At 44.2% G+C, this 15,794-nt stretch carries 17 protein-coding genes; 12 read left to right on the top strand and 5 right to left on the bottom strand.

Annotated features, from left to right (window positions below; all coding sequences use genetic code 11):
• Positions 1-12: 12 nt before the first annotated feature.
• From FET73_RS04080 to folB, 4 genes are all read left to right on the top strand, one after another.
• Positions 13-372, top strand: a complete 360-nt coding sequence (locus tag FET73_RS04080) for a hypothetical protein (protein WP_154222627.1) — start codon at positions 13-15, stop codon at positions 370-372.
• A gap of 13 nt (positions 373-385) precedes the next feature.
• Positions 386-844, top strand: a complete 459-nt coding sequence (locus tag FET73_RS04075; protein WP_154222626.1) for a YiiD C-terminal domain-containing protein — start codon at positions 386-388, stop codon at positions 842-844.
• A 102-nt stretch (positions 845-946) separates the two neighbouring features.
• A complete protein-coding gene (locus FET73_RS04070) occupies positions 947-1,354 on the top strand; it encodes a hypothetical protein (RefSeq protein WP_154222625.1) in 408 nt (135 codons plus the stop codon).
• A gap of 5 nt (positions 1,355-1,359) precedes the next feature.
• The gene (folB, locus tag FET73_RS04065; protein WP_179952096.1) at positions 1,360-1,710 is read left to right on the top strand and encodes a dihydroneopterin aldolase; all 351 of its coding nucleotides are present in this window, start codon (positions 1,360-1,362) and stop codon (positions 1,708-1,710) included.
• 35 nt (positions 1,711-1,745) lie between these two features.
• Here the strand turns inward: folB and FET73_RS04060 are convergent, their stop codons facing one another.
• The 3 genes from FET73_RS04060 to FET73_RS04050 all read right to left on the bottom strand — a co-directional run bounded on the left by FET73_RS04060 (position 1,746) and on the right by FET73_RS04050 (position 5,369).
• On the bottom strand, positions 1,746-3,347 hold the full coding sequence (locus FET73_RS04060; protein WP_154222623.1) for an AbgT family transporter: 1,602 nt from the start codon (positions 3,345-3,347) through the stop codon (positions 1,746-1,748).
• Positions 3,348-3,422: 75 nt separating this feature from the next.
• Positions 3,423-3,974 (bottom strand): DUF5655 domain-containing protein, encoded by a 552-nt coding sequence (locus tag FET73_RS04055; RefSeq protein WP_154222622.1) that lies wholly within the window; start codon positions 3,972-3,974, stop codon positions 3,423-3,425.
• Between the two features lie 54 nt (positions 3,975-4,028).
• The gene (locus tag FET73_RS04050; RefSeq protein WP_154222621.1) at positions 4,029-5,369 is read right to left on the bottom strand and encodes a Do family serine endopeptidase; all 1,341 of its coding nucleotides are present in this window, start codon (positions 5,367-5,369) and stop codon (positions 4,029-4,031) included.
• Positions 5,370-5,444: 75 nt separating this feature from the next.
• On the opposite strand from FET73_RS04050, the gene pyrF reads away from it, so the two are divergent.
• A complete protein-coding gene (gene pyrF / locus FET73_RS04045) occupies positions 5,445-6,248 on the top strand; it encodes an orotidine-5'-phosphate decarboxylase (protein WP_154222620.1) in 804 nt (267 codons plus the stop codon).
• A 72-nt stretch (positions 6,249-6,320) separates the two neighbouring features.
• Here the strand turns inward: pyrF and bfr are convergent, their stop codons facing one another.
• Together bfr and FET73_RS04035 are read right to left on the bottom strand one after the other, a co-directional pair.
• Entirely contained in the window at positions 6,321-6,785 is a 465-nt protein-coding gene (bfr, locus tag FET73_RS04040; RefSeq protein ID WP_154222619.1) for a bacterioferritin, read from the bottom strand.
• Between the two features lie 45 nt (positions 6,786-6,830).
• Positions 6,831-7,058: a (2Fe-2S)-binding protein gene (locus tag FET73_RS04035; RefSeq protein WP_154222618.1), complete on the bottom strand. Its 228-nt coding sequence runs from the start codon at positions 7,056-7,058 to the stop codon at positions 6,831-6,833.
• A 150-nt stretch (positions 7,059-7,208) separates the two neighbouring features.
• On the opposite strand from FET73_RS04035, the gene tsaD reads away from it, so the two are divergent.
• From tsaD to FET73_RS04000, 7 genes are all read left to right on the top strand, one after another.
• On the top strand, positions 7,209-8,246 hold the full coding sequence (gene tsaD / locus FET73_RS04030) for a tRNA (adenosine(37)-N6)-threonylcarbamoyltransferase complex transferase subunit TsaD (RefSeq protein ID WP_154222617.1): 1,038 nt from the start codon (positions 7,209-7,211) through the stop codon (positions 8,244-8,246).
• A 56-nt stretch (positions 8,247-8,302) separates the two neighbouring features.
• The gene (gene deoC / locus FET73_RS04025; protein ID WP_218944257.1) at positions 8,303-9,256 is read left to right on the top strand and encodes a deoxyribose-phosphate aldolase; all 954 of its coding nucleotides are present in this window, start codon (positions 8,303-8,305) and stop codon (positions 9,254-9,256) included.
• The gene (locus FET73_RS04020; protein ID WP_218944256.1) at positions 9,189-11,645 is read left to right on the top strand and encodes an aldehyde dehydrogenase family protein; all 2,457 of its coding nucleotides are present in this window, start codon (positions 9,189-9,191) and stop codon (positions 11,643-11,645) included. The genes deoC and FET73_RS04020 overlap by 68 nt, the downstream gene beginning before the upstream one ends.
• Positions 11,635-12,459, top strand: coding sequence for a purine-nucleoside phosphorylase (locus tag FET73_RS04015; RefSeq protein ID WP_154222614.1), 825 nt, complete (start codon positions 11,635-11,637; stop codon positions 12,457-12,459). Before FET73_RS04020 ends, FET73_RS04015 begins: the two co-directional genes overlap by 11 nt.
• Positions 12,456-13,769 carry a thymidine phosphorylase gene (gene deoA, locus FET73_RS04010; protein ID WP_154222613.1) on the top strand — a complete coding sequence of 438 codons (1,314 nt, stop codon included), beginning with the start codon at positions 12,456-12,458 and terminating at the stop codon, positions 13,767-13,769. Before FET73_RS04015 ends, deoA begins: the two co-directional genes overlap by 4 nt.
• 96 nt (positions 13,770-13,865) lie before the next feature.
• Positions 13,866-14,414, top strand: a complete 549-nt coding sequence (ppa, locus tag FET73_RS04005; protein WP_154222612.1) for an inorganic diphosphatase — start codon at positions 13,866-13,868, stop codon at positions 14,412-14,414.
• A 360-nt stretch (positions 14,415-14,774) separates the two neighbouring features.
• Positions 14,775-15,794: an N-acetylornithine carbamoyltransferase gene (locus FET73_RS04000; protein WP_154222611.1), complete on the top strand. Its 1,020-nt coding sequence runs from the start codon at positions 14,775-14,777 to the stop codon at positions 15,792-15,794.

Below are 15,794 nucleotides of genomic sequence, written 5' to 3'. Positions count from 1 at the left end.
ACTGTGGAGCCTATGAAATATCTGATTATAATTTCTTTTTTGACGACCGTTGCATTTAATGCGTCGGCAAATGATGCCCCTTGCGAAGTCAATTTATACAAAAGCCAAGGCCAATTCAATAAAGCCGTTCAACAACCTGGTGATAAAGATTTGAATCGCATCATCAGTCAAAGAAATCTCACATTGCCTGAAGTCATGGCAAAGGCTGATCGATTTAAAATAGTCAAAAACGTCCCCGAAGAACAAGTGGTTGTTCACGATGAAAATGAAGTTGTAGAGGGAACTGAGGAAGACACGCCTGATATGGGCTCTAAACTGGGCGGCATGTTTCAATTACTGATACCTGCAAAACTCAGAAATCCCGCCAGATAAGTTACAACTGTCAATGCAATATGATGCACTTGAAGCGTTTGTTCAACGCATTCATCATGACATCCCATTAACCCAAACAATGGGTTGGCTAATTGAAACAGTCACAAGCAATAAACTAAGAGCCAGTGCACCTCTAGGTCCTAACGTTAATGATAAAGGTACGTTTTTTGGTGGCGCTTCTGCTGCCTTGATGACCATCAGTGCTTGGTCCTTAATCAAATACAACTTGGAACAAATGGCTGTTCACAATGATGTTGTGATTCATCAAAGTCATAATAAGTGGTTACGACCCCAAACTGGTTTAATGGAAATACGCTGTGATTTTGATGAAACTATTGATTGGAATGCAGTCAAGGATGGGCTGCTGAATCAGAATAAAAACCAACATTTGAAACTGTCTATTCAAGGCTTGTCGGCATCAATTATGACATGTTCTATGTCTGCTGACTTTGTGATATTAGCCATTAAATAGTTTGTTGTCTTAGCTAATTTGATTTGGGTGTTGTGATATTTTTATGTATTTTTAACATGACTTATGACATACTTTTGTAGAACTTAAAAGTACCTACCTCACATGAAAAAGTCTGTCATTATTATCTTATTGTGTTTATTGGTTGTCGCTTGCGGTGGCCGCATGAGCAAAAAGCAATCCTTAGATCACACCTTATACCAGTATGCTAAAGTTATGAGATGGTCTGATTTTAATACTGCTTTGAGCTTTTTTAGCCCTGAAATTGATGAAATCAATAAGCCTAAAAGACTCGATATAGACAGGATTAATCAGTTCAGCGTCAGCTCTTATGTACCCTCTCCAATCATGCCTGGCACAACAGATAATGCGATCATTCAAAATGTTCAAATCAAGCTCTATAACAAACACACCAAAAGAGAAAAGGTGGTGATTGATGAGCAGGTTTGGGAGTACGATGATGAGTTGAAAAAGTGGTGGCTTGTCAGTGGCCTGCCTAAATTGGTTCATTGATCGGCGTGGACAAAGTACTCATCAGGGGCTTAAAAGTCGATGCCACGATTGGCATTCACGACTGGGAAAAGCAAATCAAACAACCTGTGGTTTTAGATGTGGATTTGAGTTATGACTGTTATGCAGCAGGTCAAAGTGATGACATCAAAGATGCTTTAGATTATTTTGCTGTCAGTCAGAAGTTGTCGCATTTTATCAGTTTGTCCCATTTTGAATTGATAGAAGCATTGGCAGAACACTGTTGTCAGCTTTTGTTAAAGCAATTTCCTGTCAATAAAGTAAAATTAACACTGTCTAAACCTGAAGCTGTGCCCAATGCACAATCTGTTGCGGTTCAGTTGGTCAGGAAAGCCTGACCAACTGGATATAGCAACAATTTTTGTGATTGGTTTTAAGGCGAATAATAAGTTGCTGCACCTGGGCCGACAGGCAAGCCAAAGGCAAACACCCACAGGTAAAACAAGACAGTCCATCCAACAAAGAACATGATGCTGTATGGCAGCATGGTCGCAATTAAAGTACCAATACCTAATTTCTTTTGATACTGGGTAGCAACGGCAAGAATTAAACCAAAATAGCTCATCATTGGTGTGATGACGTTGGTGACAGAGTCGCCAATTCGATAAGCCGCTTGAATGGTCTCAGGTGCATAGCCTATCAGCATCAGCATGGGTACAAAAATGGGTGCCGTCACAGCCCATTGAGCAGATGCACTGCCTAATGATAAATTTACCATGCCGCACAACATGATAAAAAATACAAATATCATGGGGCCATCGAGGCCCATCATCTGAAGCATGGCAGCCCCTTTAACGGCCATCACTGTACCCAGGTTTGTCCATTTGAAAAAGGCTACGAATTGGGCCGCAAAAAACACCAGCACGATATACATACCCATACTGCTCATGCCTTTGCTCATGGCATCAATCACATCACGGTCATTCTTCATTGTGCCAGCAATTTTTCCGTAGACAAACCCAGGGATTGCAAAGGTTATGAATATATAAACAACAATGCCTTTCAGGAAAGGAGAGTTTTTAACGCCACCCGTATCTGGGTTGCGTAAAACACCCCATTCAGGAACGACAGTCAAAGCCAGAATGGCGGCCAAGATCAGGAACGAAAGACCAGCCATGCGCAAGCCCTTTTTTTCTGCTGCGGTGACTTCATCAACAGATTGATGCCCCAGTTCAATACTGGCTTCATCGCTGTTGTACTGGCCCAGTCTGGGTTCAACAATTTTTTCTGTTACAAAAGCGCCCATAAAAACAATCAGAAAAGTACTGGCAATCATAAAGTACCAATTGACTTCAGCACCTACGAGGTAAGTTGGGTCGAGCATTTGTGCAGCTTCTTGCGTGATTCCTGACAGCAAAGGGTCAACTGTTCCAATTAATAAGTTGGCACTGTAACCTGCAGACACCCCTGCAAAAGCAGCAGCTAAACCAGCCAGTGGATGGCGGCCCAATGAATGAAAAATCAACGCAGCCATGGGAATCAATACCACATAGCCCAGTTCTGAAGCTGTATTTGAAACGACGCCAGCAAACACAATCATCACAGTGACCATGCGTTTTGAAGCACCAATGACCAATGAGCGCATCAAAGCCGATAACATGCCCGAATGTTCAGCCACAGCAACACCTAACAGCGCCACCAAAACTGTTCCTAGAGGCGTAAATCCGGTGAAATTAGTGACCAGGTTTTGGACTATCCACCTCAAACCTTCCGCTGACATCAGTGAGTTAACTTGAATAATGCCATCAAGCTCTCTTTTGGAAGAACCTTCTGGTCGAGGGTCTGCTACGCTTAAACCCATGAATTCCGCTAAACCACTGAACAAAACAATAAATATGCAGAAAAGGGCGAACAGTGTGATGGGGTGAGGTAATAAATTGCCTAACCACTCGACAAAGCCAAGGAATTTGGCAAACCAACCAGTGGCCTGATGGTTGTTTTCAGCCGGTGACTGATTTTTTACATGTTGATTCATAATACGCTGCGTTGTCAAACAAAGCTGAACATTGTTCCTTAATTCAGAATGATTTGCAAACGCAGCAGTGTAAATTTAAGCGCGTTCGTAAGCTTGTCTTATCCAGTTGATTAATTCTTCGTCAATTTCGCCTTCATTTGAAAGGGCGACTCTATGAGAACACATGCCACTGAATACAGTATCTGGTTGCAAGCGATCAGTCTCAACTTCGCCTTTTAAATTGAGTCCAATGTCCATTCGTTTCATGGTTGAAGCCTTAATGATGGCAAACTGTTTTCCTCGCACCAAGCTGACATAGGTTTTCTTTGGAGCCACCGTGACATCATTGCCCATAGCCTTAACCTGTTGAATCAATTTTTCATAGACGGGCAAGAAATGTGGTTTCTTGGCATATTGTGCCGCGACTAAATCAGCTTCAGGTGGTGGGCCGCCAGCTGATTGCTCACGAAATAAGGTGCTGATGGTATTAGCAAAGCCATGCGTGACACCGTATTCACCTTTGAGTAATTTCATGATGTCGCCATGTTTCTCGTGCCCGGCTTGTGATAATAAGGCCTGCCATTCAGCGAGTGACTTGCCTGTTTTCACAGGCATGTTTTTAATCATGGTTTGTAATTGCGGATTCATCAAAACACCTTTATTTTATTCAATTGTCTTTATCAGTTTATCATGACAAGGTTTTTATTTTTCCAGTGGTAATAAATAGTATCTACCATTCCTGTAAATTTTCAGTAACGGTTCGTTTTTGTTGGCAGCCAGTCTTTCGTTTAATTGTTTTAAATTAATGATCTCATCGTTATTAACAGCAGTGATTAAATCGCCAGAACGCAAACCCAAAGCCCAAGCCTTCGAGCCTTGTTGAATGGTTTCAAATAACACGCCTTGATAGCGATCACGGTATTTGGCAGGTAAGTTGGTTAAAGCAGCGCCTTTGAGTGCAGGGTGCAATTCCATGCCTTCCATTTCATTTCTGTCTACTTCAGAAATGCGCGTCATGATGCGTTTGTCTTTACCATTGCGCCAAAAGCCAATCGCCACATCGGTATTCAGTTCAATTAACCCTTGTTGGTTTTCAAATTGTTTTTGACTTCTTATAACCTGGCCATTAATTTGTGTGATGACGTCGCCTGCTTGGATGCCCGCACGATCAGCTGGCGAGCCTTGATTTACTGCAGTCACCATAACGCCTTGGTCATCCTCTAAGTCAAACGCGGCCACCAAGCGTGGTGTTAAATTCTGGACTTCCAAGCCCAATGATCCACGACGGACCGTACCATATGTGAGCAGTTGTCGCATCATGCGTTCCGCCAGTGATGAAGGGATGGCAAAGCCAATGCCGACATTACCACCTGAGGGTGAAAAAATGGCGGTGTTGATGCCCACCAGTTCACCGCGCAAATTAATCAAAGCACCACCTGAGTTACCTGGGTTGATTGATGCATCGGTTTGAATAAAATTTTGAAAACCGAGGCCAGATAAGCTGGTGCGACCTAAAGCACTGACAATACCCGATGTCACAGTTTGTCCTAATCCAAAGGGGTTGCCTACTGCGACAACAAAATCGCCCACCCGTAATGTTTCAGAATCTGCGAGTGGCAGCGCGGTTAAGCCTTCCGCTTCAATTTGAATTAAAGCCACGTCAGTACCTTCATCCGATCCAATCAAGGTTGCTTGATGGGTTTTGCCATCATGCAAGACCACAGATATTTCATCGGCATCATTAATCACATGGTGGTTGGTCAGGATTAAACCTTGTACGGCATCGATGATCACACCTGAGCCTAAAGATTGCGTCACCCGTTCGCGTGGGGTGCTGGGTAAACCATAAAACCAGCTGTAGAAGTCGTTATTTCGTGACCTCACGTACTGTACTGATTGGGTATTGATGTTTACCACTGCAGGCGTGACCTGTTCTAAAACAGGTGCCAACGATGGCAGTGGTTCTCCATTGATGGCGGCAGGTAACGCGGCTTGAGTTGGGGCGCTCAAGGTGAATACTAATAAGATAATCAAATATTTCATGCTTTGCTTAGAGTATTTTTTCTCAATCAGGTTCAATCCTTGTAAAATATCGGCTGTTCATCATCTTTTCAAGCCATGTTTATCGAAAAATTAGAAGCTGCACAAGAAAAAAACAACTCATTGGTCTGTGTGGGCTTAGACCCTAACATTGATAAAATCAATGAACTTGATATTGGATTAGATGATTGGTTGATGGCGATTGTTGATGCCACGGCTCCACATGTTTGTGCATTTAAACCCCAAATTGCCTATTTTGCTGCACTGAATGCTGAAGACGAATTGGCTGACATCATTGATTACATTCATGACAATTATCCCCATGTTCCAGTGATTTTAGATGCCAAGCGTGGTGACATTGGTTCCACAGCAGCGCAATATGCCAGTGAAGCTTTTGATCGATATGATGCCGATGCGGTCACTGTCAATCCATACATGGGCGGTGATACTTTACAGCCTTATTCAGAGCGTGCTGATAAAGGTGTGGTGGTTTTGTGTAAAACATCCAATGCAGGTTCTGGTGAATTGCAAAATTTGACCTTGGATAATGGTCATAAATTATTTGAGCAAGTGGCGATCAACGCCAACCAAAACTGGAATGACAATAACAATCTGTTGCTGGTGGTTGGTGCCACATATCCTGAAGAGTTGAAAAGTATCAGGAAATTGGCGGGGAATATGCCGTTTTTAATTCCTGGTATCGGTGCCCAAGGTGGTGATGTCCAAGCGACTTTGTCAGCCGGTCTGAGGCCAGATGGTAAAGGTTTAATTATATCTTCATCACGTGGCATCATTTATGCCGGTAACACGGCTGAAAATTTTGAATCTGCTGCCCAAAAGGCCTGTGCTGAATTACAACAACTGATTAACAACCACAGGTGAATCAATTGATGTCAAGAACAAAAAAGGCCGATCAACTAACCGGCCTCTTGCTTTCAAATTGTATGGCTTAAATCACATTTGCGATTGTAGGTAGTTAGGCTCGCCCACTTTTTCTATCAGACTCAACTGTGTTTCTAACCAGTCAACATGCTCTTCTTCATTGTCTAAAATTTTTTGCATCAAATCACGACTGATGTAATCACGCACCGATTCACAGTATTCAATGCCATCACGCAAATCAGGAATGGCATCATTTTCCAAGGCCAAATCACAAGTCAACATCTCAGCAGGAGTCTCGCCGATTCGCAGCTTGCCTAATTGTTGTAAATTGGGTAATCCTTCAAGGAATAAAATACGCTCCATCAATTGGTCAGCGTGTTCCATTTCTTCGATTGATTCTTCACGTTCTTTTTTTGCCAATTTTGTAAATCCCATGTCTTCCAAAATTTTGGCGTGCATGAAGTATTGGTTGATGGCAGTGAGTTCGTTGTACAGTGCTTTGTTCAGCAACTGAATGACTTTAGGGTCGCCTTTCATGGTCGTTCCTTTGATTAAATTGAGGTGGCTTTGATTATAGCGGAATCAAGCGAAGCTTGGCAAAGGCTGTGTGTTGTTTTGCTGGTTACGAACGTTGAGAAAGTCAGGTGTGTTTTGCGCTTGCATCAAGGTTTCAATCGCCATATTAACACAAGAACCGCAGCCCGTACCACAGCCAGTTTCAGCTTGTAATTGAGTCAAACTGGTGACACCATTTTTGGCAGCTTTTTGAATTTGTTTTTCAGTCACACCGTGACAAATGCAAACGTACATAATACTTCTCAGATATTCTGTTTATCGAACAAAACGAATTGTAAATCTAAATAAGAATGATTGTCAATAGCATAGGCATTAATTTATGGCTTAAACAGAGTGATTGTCATGTTGTGGTAATTTAATGGCTTTGGAATTACAATTCACGCCATGAAAATATTAGGTATAGAATCGTCTTGTGACGAAACGGGTATTGCCATTTATGACACCGATCAAGGCTTGGTGGCAGATCAGTTATACAGTCAAATTGAGCTGCATGCGCAGTATGGTGGTGTGGTGCCAGAACTGGCTTCGCGTGATCATGTGCGCAAGATTGTGCCTTTGATTGAGCAAGCTTGTGAAGAGGCGGGTTTAACCTTAGATGATTTAGATGGCATTGCTTATACGTCAGGGCCTGGTTTGATTGGTGCTTTGTTGGTGGGTGCTTGTGTTGGGCGGTCGGTCGCTTGGGCCTTAGATAAGCCGGCGATAGAAATTCATCACATGGAAGGCCATTTATTGGCACCGTTGCTGGAAGATGACAAGCCTGAGTTTCCGTTTTTGTCATTGCTTGTTTCTGGTGGTCACACCTTATTGGTCGATGTCCAGGCTTTGGGTGAGTATAAAATTTTAGGCGATACATTGGACGATGCCGCAGGTGAAGCCTTCGATAAAACGGCCAAGTTACTCGGCTTGCCTTATCCTGGTGGACGTTACATTGCTGAATTGGCAACCCAAGGTGACAACACCCGTTTTAAATTCCCTAGGCCAATGATGAACCGGCCCGGATTGGATTTCAGCTTTTCAGGCTTAAAAACCTTCACACGTGTGACTTGGGAAACTGAAGTTGAATTGTGTTCAAATGATGAAGAGAAGCAAAAACTTAAAGCCGATATTGCTGCTTGTTTTGAGCTGGCCGTGACGGATACTTTAAGCAAAAAATGTGTCCGTGCCATCAAACAAACCGGCTTGAAATCATTGGTGATTGCTGGTGGCGTCAGTGCCAATGTGGCTTTGCGCGAGATGCTAAGTACTTTAGGGCAAAAACACCGTTTCAAACCTTTTTTCCCCAGCCCTAAATACTGCACAGACAACGGTGCCATGATCGCTTTTGCTGGCGCCATGCGCATGGCTGCTAATCAATACGCATCTTATGGTGAAGCCACCATCAAAGCCTACCCACGTTGGAATCTTGAACAACTTTCTTAGCTTGAGCCGACATAGGTCAAGTCCTGTTTCAAAACAAGTGTTGTAAAATGCCCTGTATGAATATTGATAGAAACCCTGGGATGGACTTGAATTTAGACTGGATTGAAGCCATTCAAGTCAATAAGAGTGCCACAGAAAGGCGAGCACAAAGCTTGTCAACCAGACGCAGTGTCAAAAAAATACACCAAGCTGCTTGGTTGTTAAAAGCCATTAGCTTGATTGATTTAACCACATTGGCTGGCGATGACACCGAGTTGCGTGTCAAACGTTTGTGTGCCAAGGCGATGAATCCTTTGCGCCATGATTTGATTAAGGCATTGGACATTGAAGATTTGAACATCACCACCGGCGCCATTTGTGTTTACCATGACATGTTACCAACGGCCGCGGCTGCATTGAAAGGCAGTGGCGTACATTTGGCTGCTGTTTCTACTGGCTTTCCAGCGGGTTTGACCCCTTTTCATTTGAAAGTGGAAGAGATTAAAGAATCTGTCAAAGCCGGTGCCGATGAAATCGATATAGTTATCACCCGAAAACACGTGTTTTCAGAAAATTGGCAAGCCTTGTATGATGAAGTGAAAGCCTATCGTGAAGCCTGTGGAGAGGCCCACATGAAAACCATCTTGGCCACTGGTGAGATTTCAACTTTAAGGAATGTCGCCAAAGCCTCAATGGTGTGCATGATGGCTGGTGCTGATTTTATCAAGACCTCAACAGGTAAAGAATCTGAGAACGCCACCTTGCCCGTGTCCTTAACCATGATCAGACAAATCCGCGAATACCATGAACGCACGGGTTATCAAGTGGGTTACAAACCGGCTGGCGGCATCAGCAAGGCCAAAGATGCTTTGGTATATTTGGCGATGATGAAGGAAGAGTTGGGAGACGATTGGTTACAAGCAGAGCTGTTCCGCTTTGGTGCTTCCAGTTTATTGGGAGACATTGAACGTCAACTGGAACACCACGTCACAGGCCATTATTCAGCGGCTCATCGCCATGCCATCGGATAAGGAACGCAGCAATATGAACATCAAAGACATTATGAACAACATGGATTACGGCACAGCGCCAGAAAGCAAAGAAGCCGCATTGACATGGTTGGCTCAACATAAAAACACCTTTAATCACCACATCAATGGTGAATGGTATCAAGCTAAAAACCATATCAATAGCAACAATCCCGCCACAGGCGATTTGTTGGCCAAAGTGGCACAAGGGGATGAAAAAACAGTCAACCAAGCGGTCAAAGCGGCAGCCAAAGCCCAAGTGGCTTGGCAGGCCTTGTCAGGGCATGAGCGCGGTCAACACCTGTATGCCTTGGCCCGCATGATTCAAAAAAATGCGCGGCTGTTTGCGGTGTTAGAAACATTAGACAACGGTAAGCCGATTCGAGAAAGCCGAGACATAGATGTGCCACTGGCAGTGCGTCATTTTTACCACCATGCCGGTTGGGCTGAATTAATGGAGACTGAGTTTCCAGACCAAGAAGCCTTGGGTGTGGTCGGACAGATTATCCCATGGAATTTCCCACTGTTGATGTTGGCTTGGAAAGTGGCACCGGCATTGGCCGCGGGTAATACCGTGGTTTTAAAACCTGCCGAATTCACTTCGCTGACTGCCTTGTTGTTCGCATCCTTGTGTGAAAAAGCGGGTTTGCCAGCGGGTGTATTGAATGTGGTGACCGGTGATGGTGAGACGGGTAAACACATCGTTAACCACCCAGAGATTAAAAAAATTGCCTTCACCGGTTCGACTGCTGTGGGTCGTTGGATCAGAGAGGCGACAGCAGGCTCGGGTAAGAAACTGTCTTTGGAGTTGGGTGGAAAATCTGCCTTTATAGTCTGTGCCGATGCCGATTTGGATGCTGCTGTTGAAGGTGTGGTTGATGCGATTTGGTTTAACCAAGGGCAAGTCTGCTGTGCAGGCTCTCGATTACTGGTGCAAGAAGCTGTGGCCGAGCGATTCCAGAAGAAGTTAATTCAACGGATGCACAAGTTGCGCGTCGGAGACCCATTGGATAAGTCCATAGACATGGGGGCCATAATTGACCCTCGACAACAAGAAAAAATCAGTGCATTGGTTGATGCTGGCGTTCAATCAGGTGCCTGTTTGCACCAATCGACAACCAACTTGCCAGAATCAGGTTGCTTTTATCCGCCCACACTGTTGACTGATGTTTCACCTTCGGACCAGGTGGTTCAAGATGAAATCTTTGGGCCCGTATTGGTTTCAATGACGTTCAGAACACCCGATGAAGCGGTGGCTTTGGCCAACAACTCCAGGTATGGTTTGGCAGCCAGTGTGTGGAGCGAAAACATCAACATGGCCATGCATTTGGCACCTCTGATTCAAGCCGGTGTGGTGTGGATTAATTGTACCAATCAATTTGATGCCGCCGCTGGATTTGGTGGCGTTAAAGAGTCAGGTTTTGGTCGAGAAGGTGGTAAAGAAGGCATGTTTGAATATTTGCAGCACAAGCCAAGTAAGGCCAAAACTGTTAATAAAAAACCCGCTGCCAAAGCATCAAAAAAACAAGAAAAAAACAATGTATCAAGCATGGATAAAACCGCCAAAATGTTTATCGGTGGCAAGCAAACGCGTCCAGACAGTGGCTATTCCTATGATGTGCTGGATGGCAATGAGCAATGCATGGCACAGGTCCCATTGGGCAGCAGAAAGGACATCAGAAATGCGGTGGAAGCCGCAGCGACCAGCAAGAAATGGACACAAATGACGGCCTTCCAAAGGCAGCAAGTGATGTACTTTATGGCTGAAAATTTGTCTTATCGAGCCAGTGAGTTTGCCGACAGACTACAGTCAAGTGGTCAAAACAAAAAACAGGCCGAGCAAGAAGTGGCAGCCGCCATTCAAACACTGAATTACTACGCCGCTTGGTGTGATAAATATGATGGGCAGGTTCATTCGGTGCCGATGCGCGGCGTCGCCATGGCGATGCACGAACCGATTGGTGTGCTGGGCATCCAATGTCCAGAAGAGTCGCCCTTATTGAGTTTTGTTTCATTGATGGCACCGGCTTTGGCGATGGGTAACCGTGTGGTGATGACCGCATCAGAAGCTTTTCCATTGTCGGCGCTGGATTTTTATCAAGTGCTCAACACTTCTGATGTGCCTGCAGGGACTGTTAACATCATCAGTGGTTTGCGAGCGGACTTGTCATTGCCTTTGGCAGGTCACATGAATGTGGATGCGATTTGGTTTGCCAGTGATGCGGTTGACGATGAGGAAGCCGCTTTGATTGAACGGGCTTCTGCGGGAAATTTAAAACGAACTTGGGCACTTAATGGTATTAACTGGAGCGACTCGAAACAGGCCCAAGGCCAGTTGTATTTGAGACAGGCCACACAAGTAAAAAATATATGGACACCTTATGGAGAATAACGACAACACAGCATCCGCCCAGGCTGCGGTAGCTGCGATTCGCAGCAGGGCAAAGGGTTTTGATGCGGCCTTGGCGTTGATTTTGGGTTCAGGCTTAGACGCAGTGACAGATGGTGTTGAAGTGATTGCAGAAATTCCTTATGCAGACATTCCTGGTTTTCCAAGCACAGGTGTCTCAGGGCATTCTGGTTCATTGATTTTGGCTATGATGAATGGAAAAGCAATTTATGTATTGAGTGGACGCATACATTATTATGAGCAAGGTGATGCCAGTGCCATGCTGCCGATGATTTCAGTTTTGAACAGTTTGGGTGTCAAAGTTTTGGTTTTGACCAATGCCGCAGGCTCTTTGTTGAATTCAGCCCCAGGTTCTGTGATGTTGATTAAGGATTACATCAATTTTACGGGCCAGTCTCCTTTATTTGGCCTCAAAGATAACCGCCGTTTTGTCAGCATGAGTGAAGCCTATGACAAGGGCATCTCCGACCAAATCAAACAGACTGCGGCAGGTGCGGGTATTCAATTGGCACAAGGAGTTTATGCATGGATGGCTGGGCCTCAATTTGAAACACCTGCAGAAATCAAAGCCATCAGAATGATGGGTGCAGATGCCGTCGGTATGTCAACAGTACCGGAAACCATTTTGGCCCGGTATTTTGGCATCAAGGTTGCTGCTTTATCGGTGATTACCAATTATGGTGCAGGCATGGATGATGCACGATTAAGCCATGACCAAACTTTGAGTTATGCGCCCAAAACAGCGGCAGATGTCCGCACATTAATCAATGGACTATTAGGATATTTAAATACATGAATTATTTGCCTCAAGAAATCATACGACACAAACGCGATGGTGCCGAACTCAGTAAACAAGAAATCGATTTTTTTGTTCAAGGCATCACAGAAGGGTACATCAGTGAAGGACAAATTGGTGCCTTGGCTATGGCCACATTTTTTCGTGGAATGAGCCGTGATGAAACCACCGCATTAACCATGGCCATGAAAACTTCAGGGAAAGTGCTCGATTGGTCAAAAATGGATTTGAATGGGCCGGTTTTAGACAAACATTCTACCGGTGGTGTGGGTGATAAAATTTCATTGATGTTGGGGCCGATTATTGCCGCATGTGGTGGCTATGTACCGATGATCTCCGGACGGGGTTTGGGACATACAGGTGGAACGTTTGATAAATTTGAAACCATTCCAGGTTATAACGCCACACCAGATTTTGCCACCTTTCAAAAAGTCACCAAACAAGTGGGCTGTGCCATCATTGGACAAACACCAGACATTGCACCCGCTGACCGCCGTGTCTATGCCACGCGTGACATCACGGCGACAGTTGAATCCATTCCTTTGATTACGGCATCTATCTTGTCTAAAAAGTTGGCCGCTGGTTTAGAGGGCTTGGTAATGGACATCAAGTTTGGAAATGGCGCGTTCGCTGACAACATGGAGATGGCCGAAGGCATTGCTGAAAGTATTGTTGCTGTGTCACCGATTCCGACATCGGCGATCATCACTGACATGAATCAAGTGATAGGGCATGCGGCTGGACATGTGACTGAGGTTATTGAGTCGATTGAATATTTGAAAGGCGATCATTTAAAGGAACCTTTGATGCACGATGTGGTGGTGAGTTTGTGTTCTGAACTGTTGTGCTTGGGTAAGCTGGCTGACAACCATAAAGAAGCAGCACAAAAAATAGAGCAGGTATTGGCCAATGGAGCTGCCGCTGAAAAATTCGCACAAATGGTCAGTGCTTTGGGTGGGCCGAATGATTTGATGGATAATCCGGATAAATACATGAAACATGCACCGTTGAAGCAAGCTGTTTTTGCAGATACGGCAGGCTATGTTCAATCCATGAACAGCCGCGATATAGGCCTTTCAATAATCCAATTAGGTGGCGGCCGAAAAGTGGCAAGTGATGTCATTGACCACAGTGTCGGTTATGCAGATTTTTGTAAAATAGGCGACGTCATTGACTCGAACACACCATTGGCCACAGTTTATGCCAATGATGAAGACAGCTTAAAAGCAGCAGTTAAAACCATAAAAAATAGCATCAAAATCAGTGCAGAACAGGTGAAAACACCTCAGGCGATTATAAAAACTGTGTGATTTTCACCTCAAAGCACATTTTTTAGCTCAAAATCATGCAACAATTCAAAGCGGCCGTTATAATACGCCGCTTTTTAACACAGCAAGGCAAATAACATGTCAATCAAACAAGTTCCAGTGGGCTCAGACGTCCCAAATGACATCAATGTAGTGATCGAAATTCCACGCAATGGCGAAGCCATCAAATATGAAGTGGACAAAGATTCAGGCATGATCATGGTTGATCGTGTTTTAAACACAGCGATGCGCTACCCATGTAACTACGGTTTCGTTCCTCACACTTTGTGTGGTGACGGTGACCCTGTTGACGTTTTGGTGGTTATGCCAACACCATTGTTACCCGGTTCTGTTATCAAATGTCGCCCAGTTGGCGTTTTGAAAATGACCGATGAAAGTGGTGAAGATGCAAAAATCATTGCCGTACCAGTAAGCAAAGTGAGTGAACTTTACCGCAACGTCAGCGACGTTCGTGACATCAACCCTGTGACTTTGGACACCATTGGCCATTTCTTTGAGCACTACAAAGATTTAGAAAAAGGCAAATGGGTTAAAATCGAAGGTTGGGGTGGTGTTGAAGAAGCCAAGAAAGAAATCCTGGATTCAATCAAAAACTTTGAAAACTCAGAAGACAAACCCAACTTCTGATTGAAAATACATTCTGTATTTACAAAAGCCTCAGCATAGCTGGGGCTTTTTTTATTCCAGTTTATATCAAAAGTGCATAATACAAATATTTTACTTGTTTTTATTGTTTAGCCTGCCTAGTATGGGCTCAATTACCAAGCCAATGACAAAATATTTATTAACATGAAGAACCAAAAATACAGCATGAATACACCTGTTGTAACAACATTGAACATCAATGTTGTGGTTCGCCGCCGCCCCGTGAATAGACATCGGATCTTTGGTTAGGCACATGAATAAATAACAACATTTAATTCTAAAAACCCAGCCAAAGAGCTGGGTTTTTTATACCCGGCTTAATGGCTTTATTGAGATTGAAACATGATAAAGCACTTTTTAAGCACCGCCGACTGGAGTCAAGAGTCTCTCAACAGGATTCTTGAAGACGCCGTCCAACTGAAACAACAGCCGTTACACAATCACCTCAATGGCAAGTCGATTGCGCTGTTGTTTTTGAACCCCTCATTGCGCACACGAACATCTTTTGAATTAGGAATGAGTCAATTGGGCGGCACAGCCATCGTGTTACAGCCGGGTCAAGATGCTTGGGGCATTGAGTTTGAGCCGGGTCAAATCATGGACGGCCATGCAGAAGAGCACATCAAAGAAGTGGCAAAAGTACTGTCATCCTATGTCGACATGATCGCCATCAGGGCTTTTCCTGAGTTCAAAAATTGGCAAGTCGATAAGCTCGATCACAAAATCAAAGGCTTGGCAGCCCATGCCACAGTGCCGGTGATCAACATGGAAACCATTATTCATCCTTGCCAAGAGTTGGCAATGATGATGACGATCAAAAATCACCTCAAAGTGGTCAAAAGAAAAAAGTTTGTTCTGACTTGGACCTATCACCCCAAACCATTGAATACCGCTGTGGCCAATTCGGCATTACTCATCAGCAGCAAGTTTGGTATGGATGTGACCTTGTTGTGTCCCAGCCCGGATTATATTTTGGATCAAGCTTACATCGAGTTGGCCAAACAATATTGTCAGCAACACGGAAGCCAATTCAACATCACCCATGACATCAAGACTGCCTACCAAGATGCTGATTTTGTTTATGCCAAAAGCTGGGGAGCATTGCCCTTTTATGGCCAGCCAGAAGCCGAAGCCAAAGTGCGTACTCAATACAAACATTTTATTGTTGATGGTGAAAAAATGGCAATAACCAATGGCGCCAAATTTTCACATTGTTTGCCTTTGAGGCGAAATGTTAAAGCCACCGATGAAGTGATGGATGCAGATTGTTGTGTCGCCATTGAAGAAGCCGAAAACCGTTTGCACGTGCAAAAAGCCATGATGCTCAATTTAATGAACCAACCTTTGAATACAGAGAAATAA

This window comes from Marinicella rhabdoformis, assembly GCF_009671245.1.
Classification (GTDB): domain Bacteria; phylum Pseudomonadota; class Gammaproteobacteria; order Xanthomonadales; family Marinicellaceae; genus Marinicella; species Marinicella rhabdoformis.
The sequence above is the reverse complement of the archived record's forward strand: the minus strand, read 5'-3'. Positions and strand labels throughout refer to the sequence as shown.

Bases quoted from the DNA above. Each gene is read 5' to 3' on its own strand.
- FET73_RS04060 (WP_154222623.1), bottom strand. From the start codon at position 3,347: ATGAATCAACATGTAAAAAATCAGTCACCGGCTGAAAACAACCATCAG.
- FET73_RS04000 (WP_154222611.1), top strand. From the start codon at position 14,775: ATGATAAAGCACTTTTTAAGCACCGCCGACTGGAGTCAAGAGTCTCTC.
- FET73_RS04050 (WP_154222621.1), bottom strand. From the start codon at position 5,369: ATGAAATATTTGATTATCTTATTAGTATTCACCTTGAGCGCCCCAACT.
- FET73_RS04070 (WP_154222625.1), top strand. From the start codon at position 947: ATGAAAAAGTCTGTCATTATTATCTTATTGTGTTTATTGGTTGTCGCT.
- pyrF (WP_154222620.1), top strand. From the start codon at position 5,445: ATGTTTATCGAAAAATTAGAAGCTGCACAAGAAAAAAACAACTCATTG.
- FET73_RS04035 (WP_154222618.1), bottom strand. From the start codon at position 7,058: ATGTACGTTTGCATTTGTCACGGTGTGACTGAAAAACAAATTCAAAAA.
- FET73_RS04015 (WP_154222614.1), top strand. From the start codon at position 11,635: ATGGAGAATAACGACAACACAGCATCCGCCCAGGCTGCGGTAGCTGCG.
- FET73_RS04055 (WP_154222622.1), bottom strand. From the start codon at position 3,974: ATGAATCCGCAATTACAAACCATGATTAAAAACATGCCTGTGAAAACA.
- deoC (WP_218944257.1), top strand. From the start codon at position 8,303: ATGAATATTGATAGAAACCCTGGGATGGACTTGAATTTAGACTGGATT.
- tsaD (WP_154222617.1), top strand. From the start codon at position 7,209: ATGAAAATATTAGGTATAGAATCGTCTTGTGACGAAACGGGTATTGCC.
- ppa (WP_154222612.1), top strand. From the start codon at position 13,866: ATGTCAATCAAACAAGTTCCAGTGGGCTCAGACGTCCCAAATGACATC.
- bfr (WP_154222619.1), bottom strand. From the start codon at position 6,785: ATGAAAGGCGACCCTAAAGTCATTCAGTTGCTGAACAAAGCACTGTAC.
- FET73_RS04075 (WP_154222626.1), top strand. From the start codon at position 386: ATGCAATATGATGCACTTGAAGCGTTTGTTCAACGCATTCATCATGAC.
- deoA (WP_154222613.1), top strand. From the start codon at position 12,456: ATGAATTATTTGCCTCAAGAAATCATACGACACAAACGCGATGGTGCC.
- FET73_RS04080 (WP_154222627.1), top strand. From the start codon at position 13: ATGAAATATCTGATTATAATTTCTTTTTTGACGACCGTTGCATTTAAT.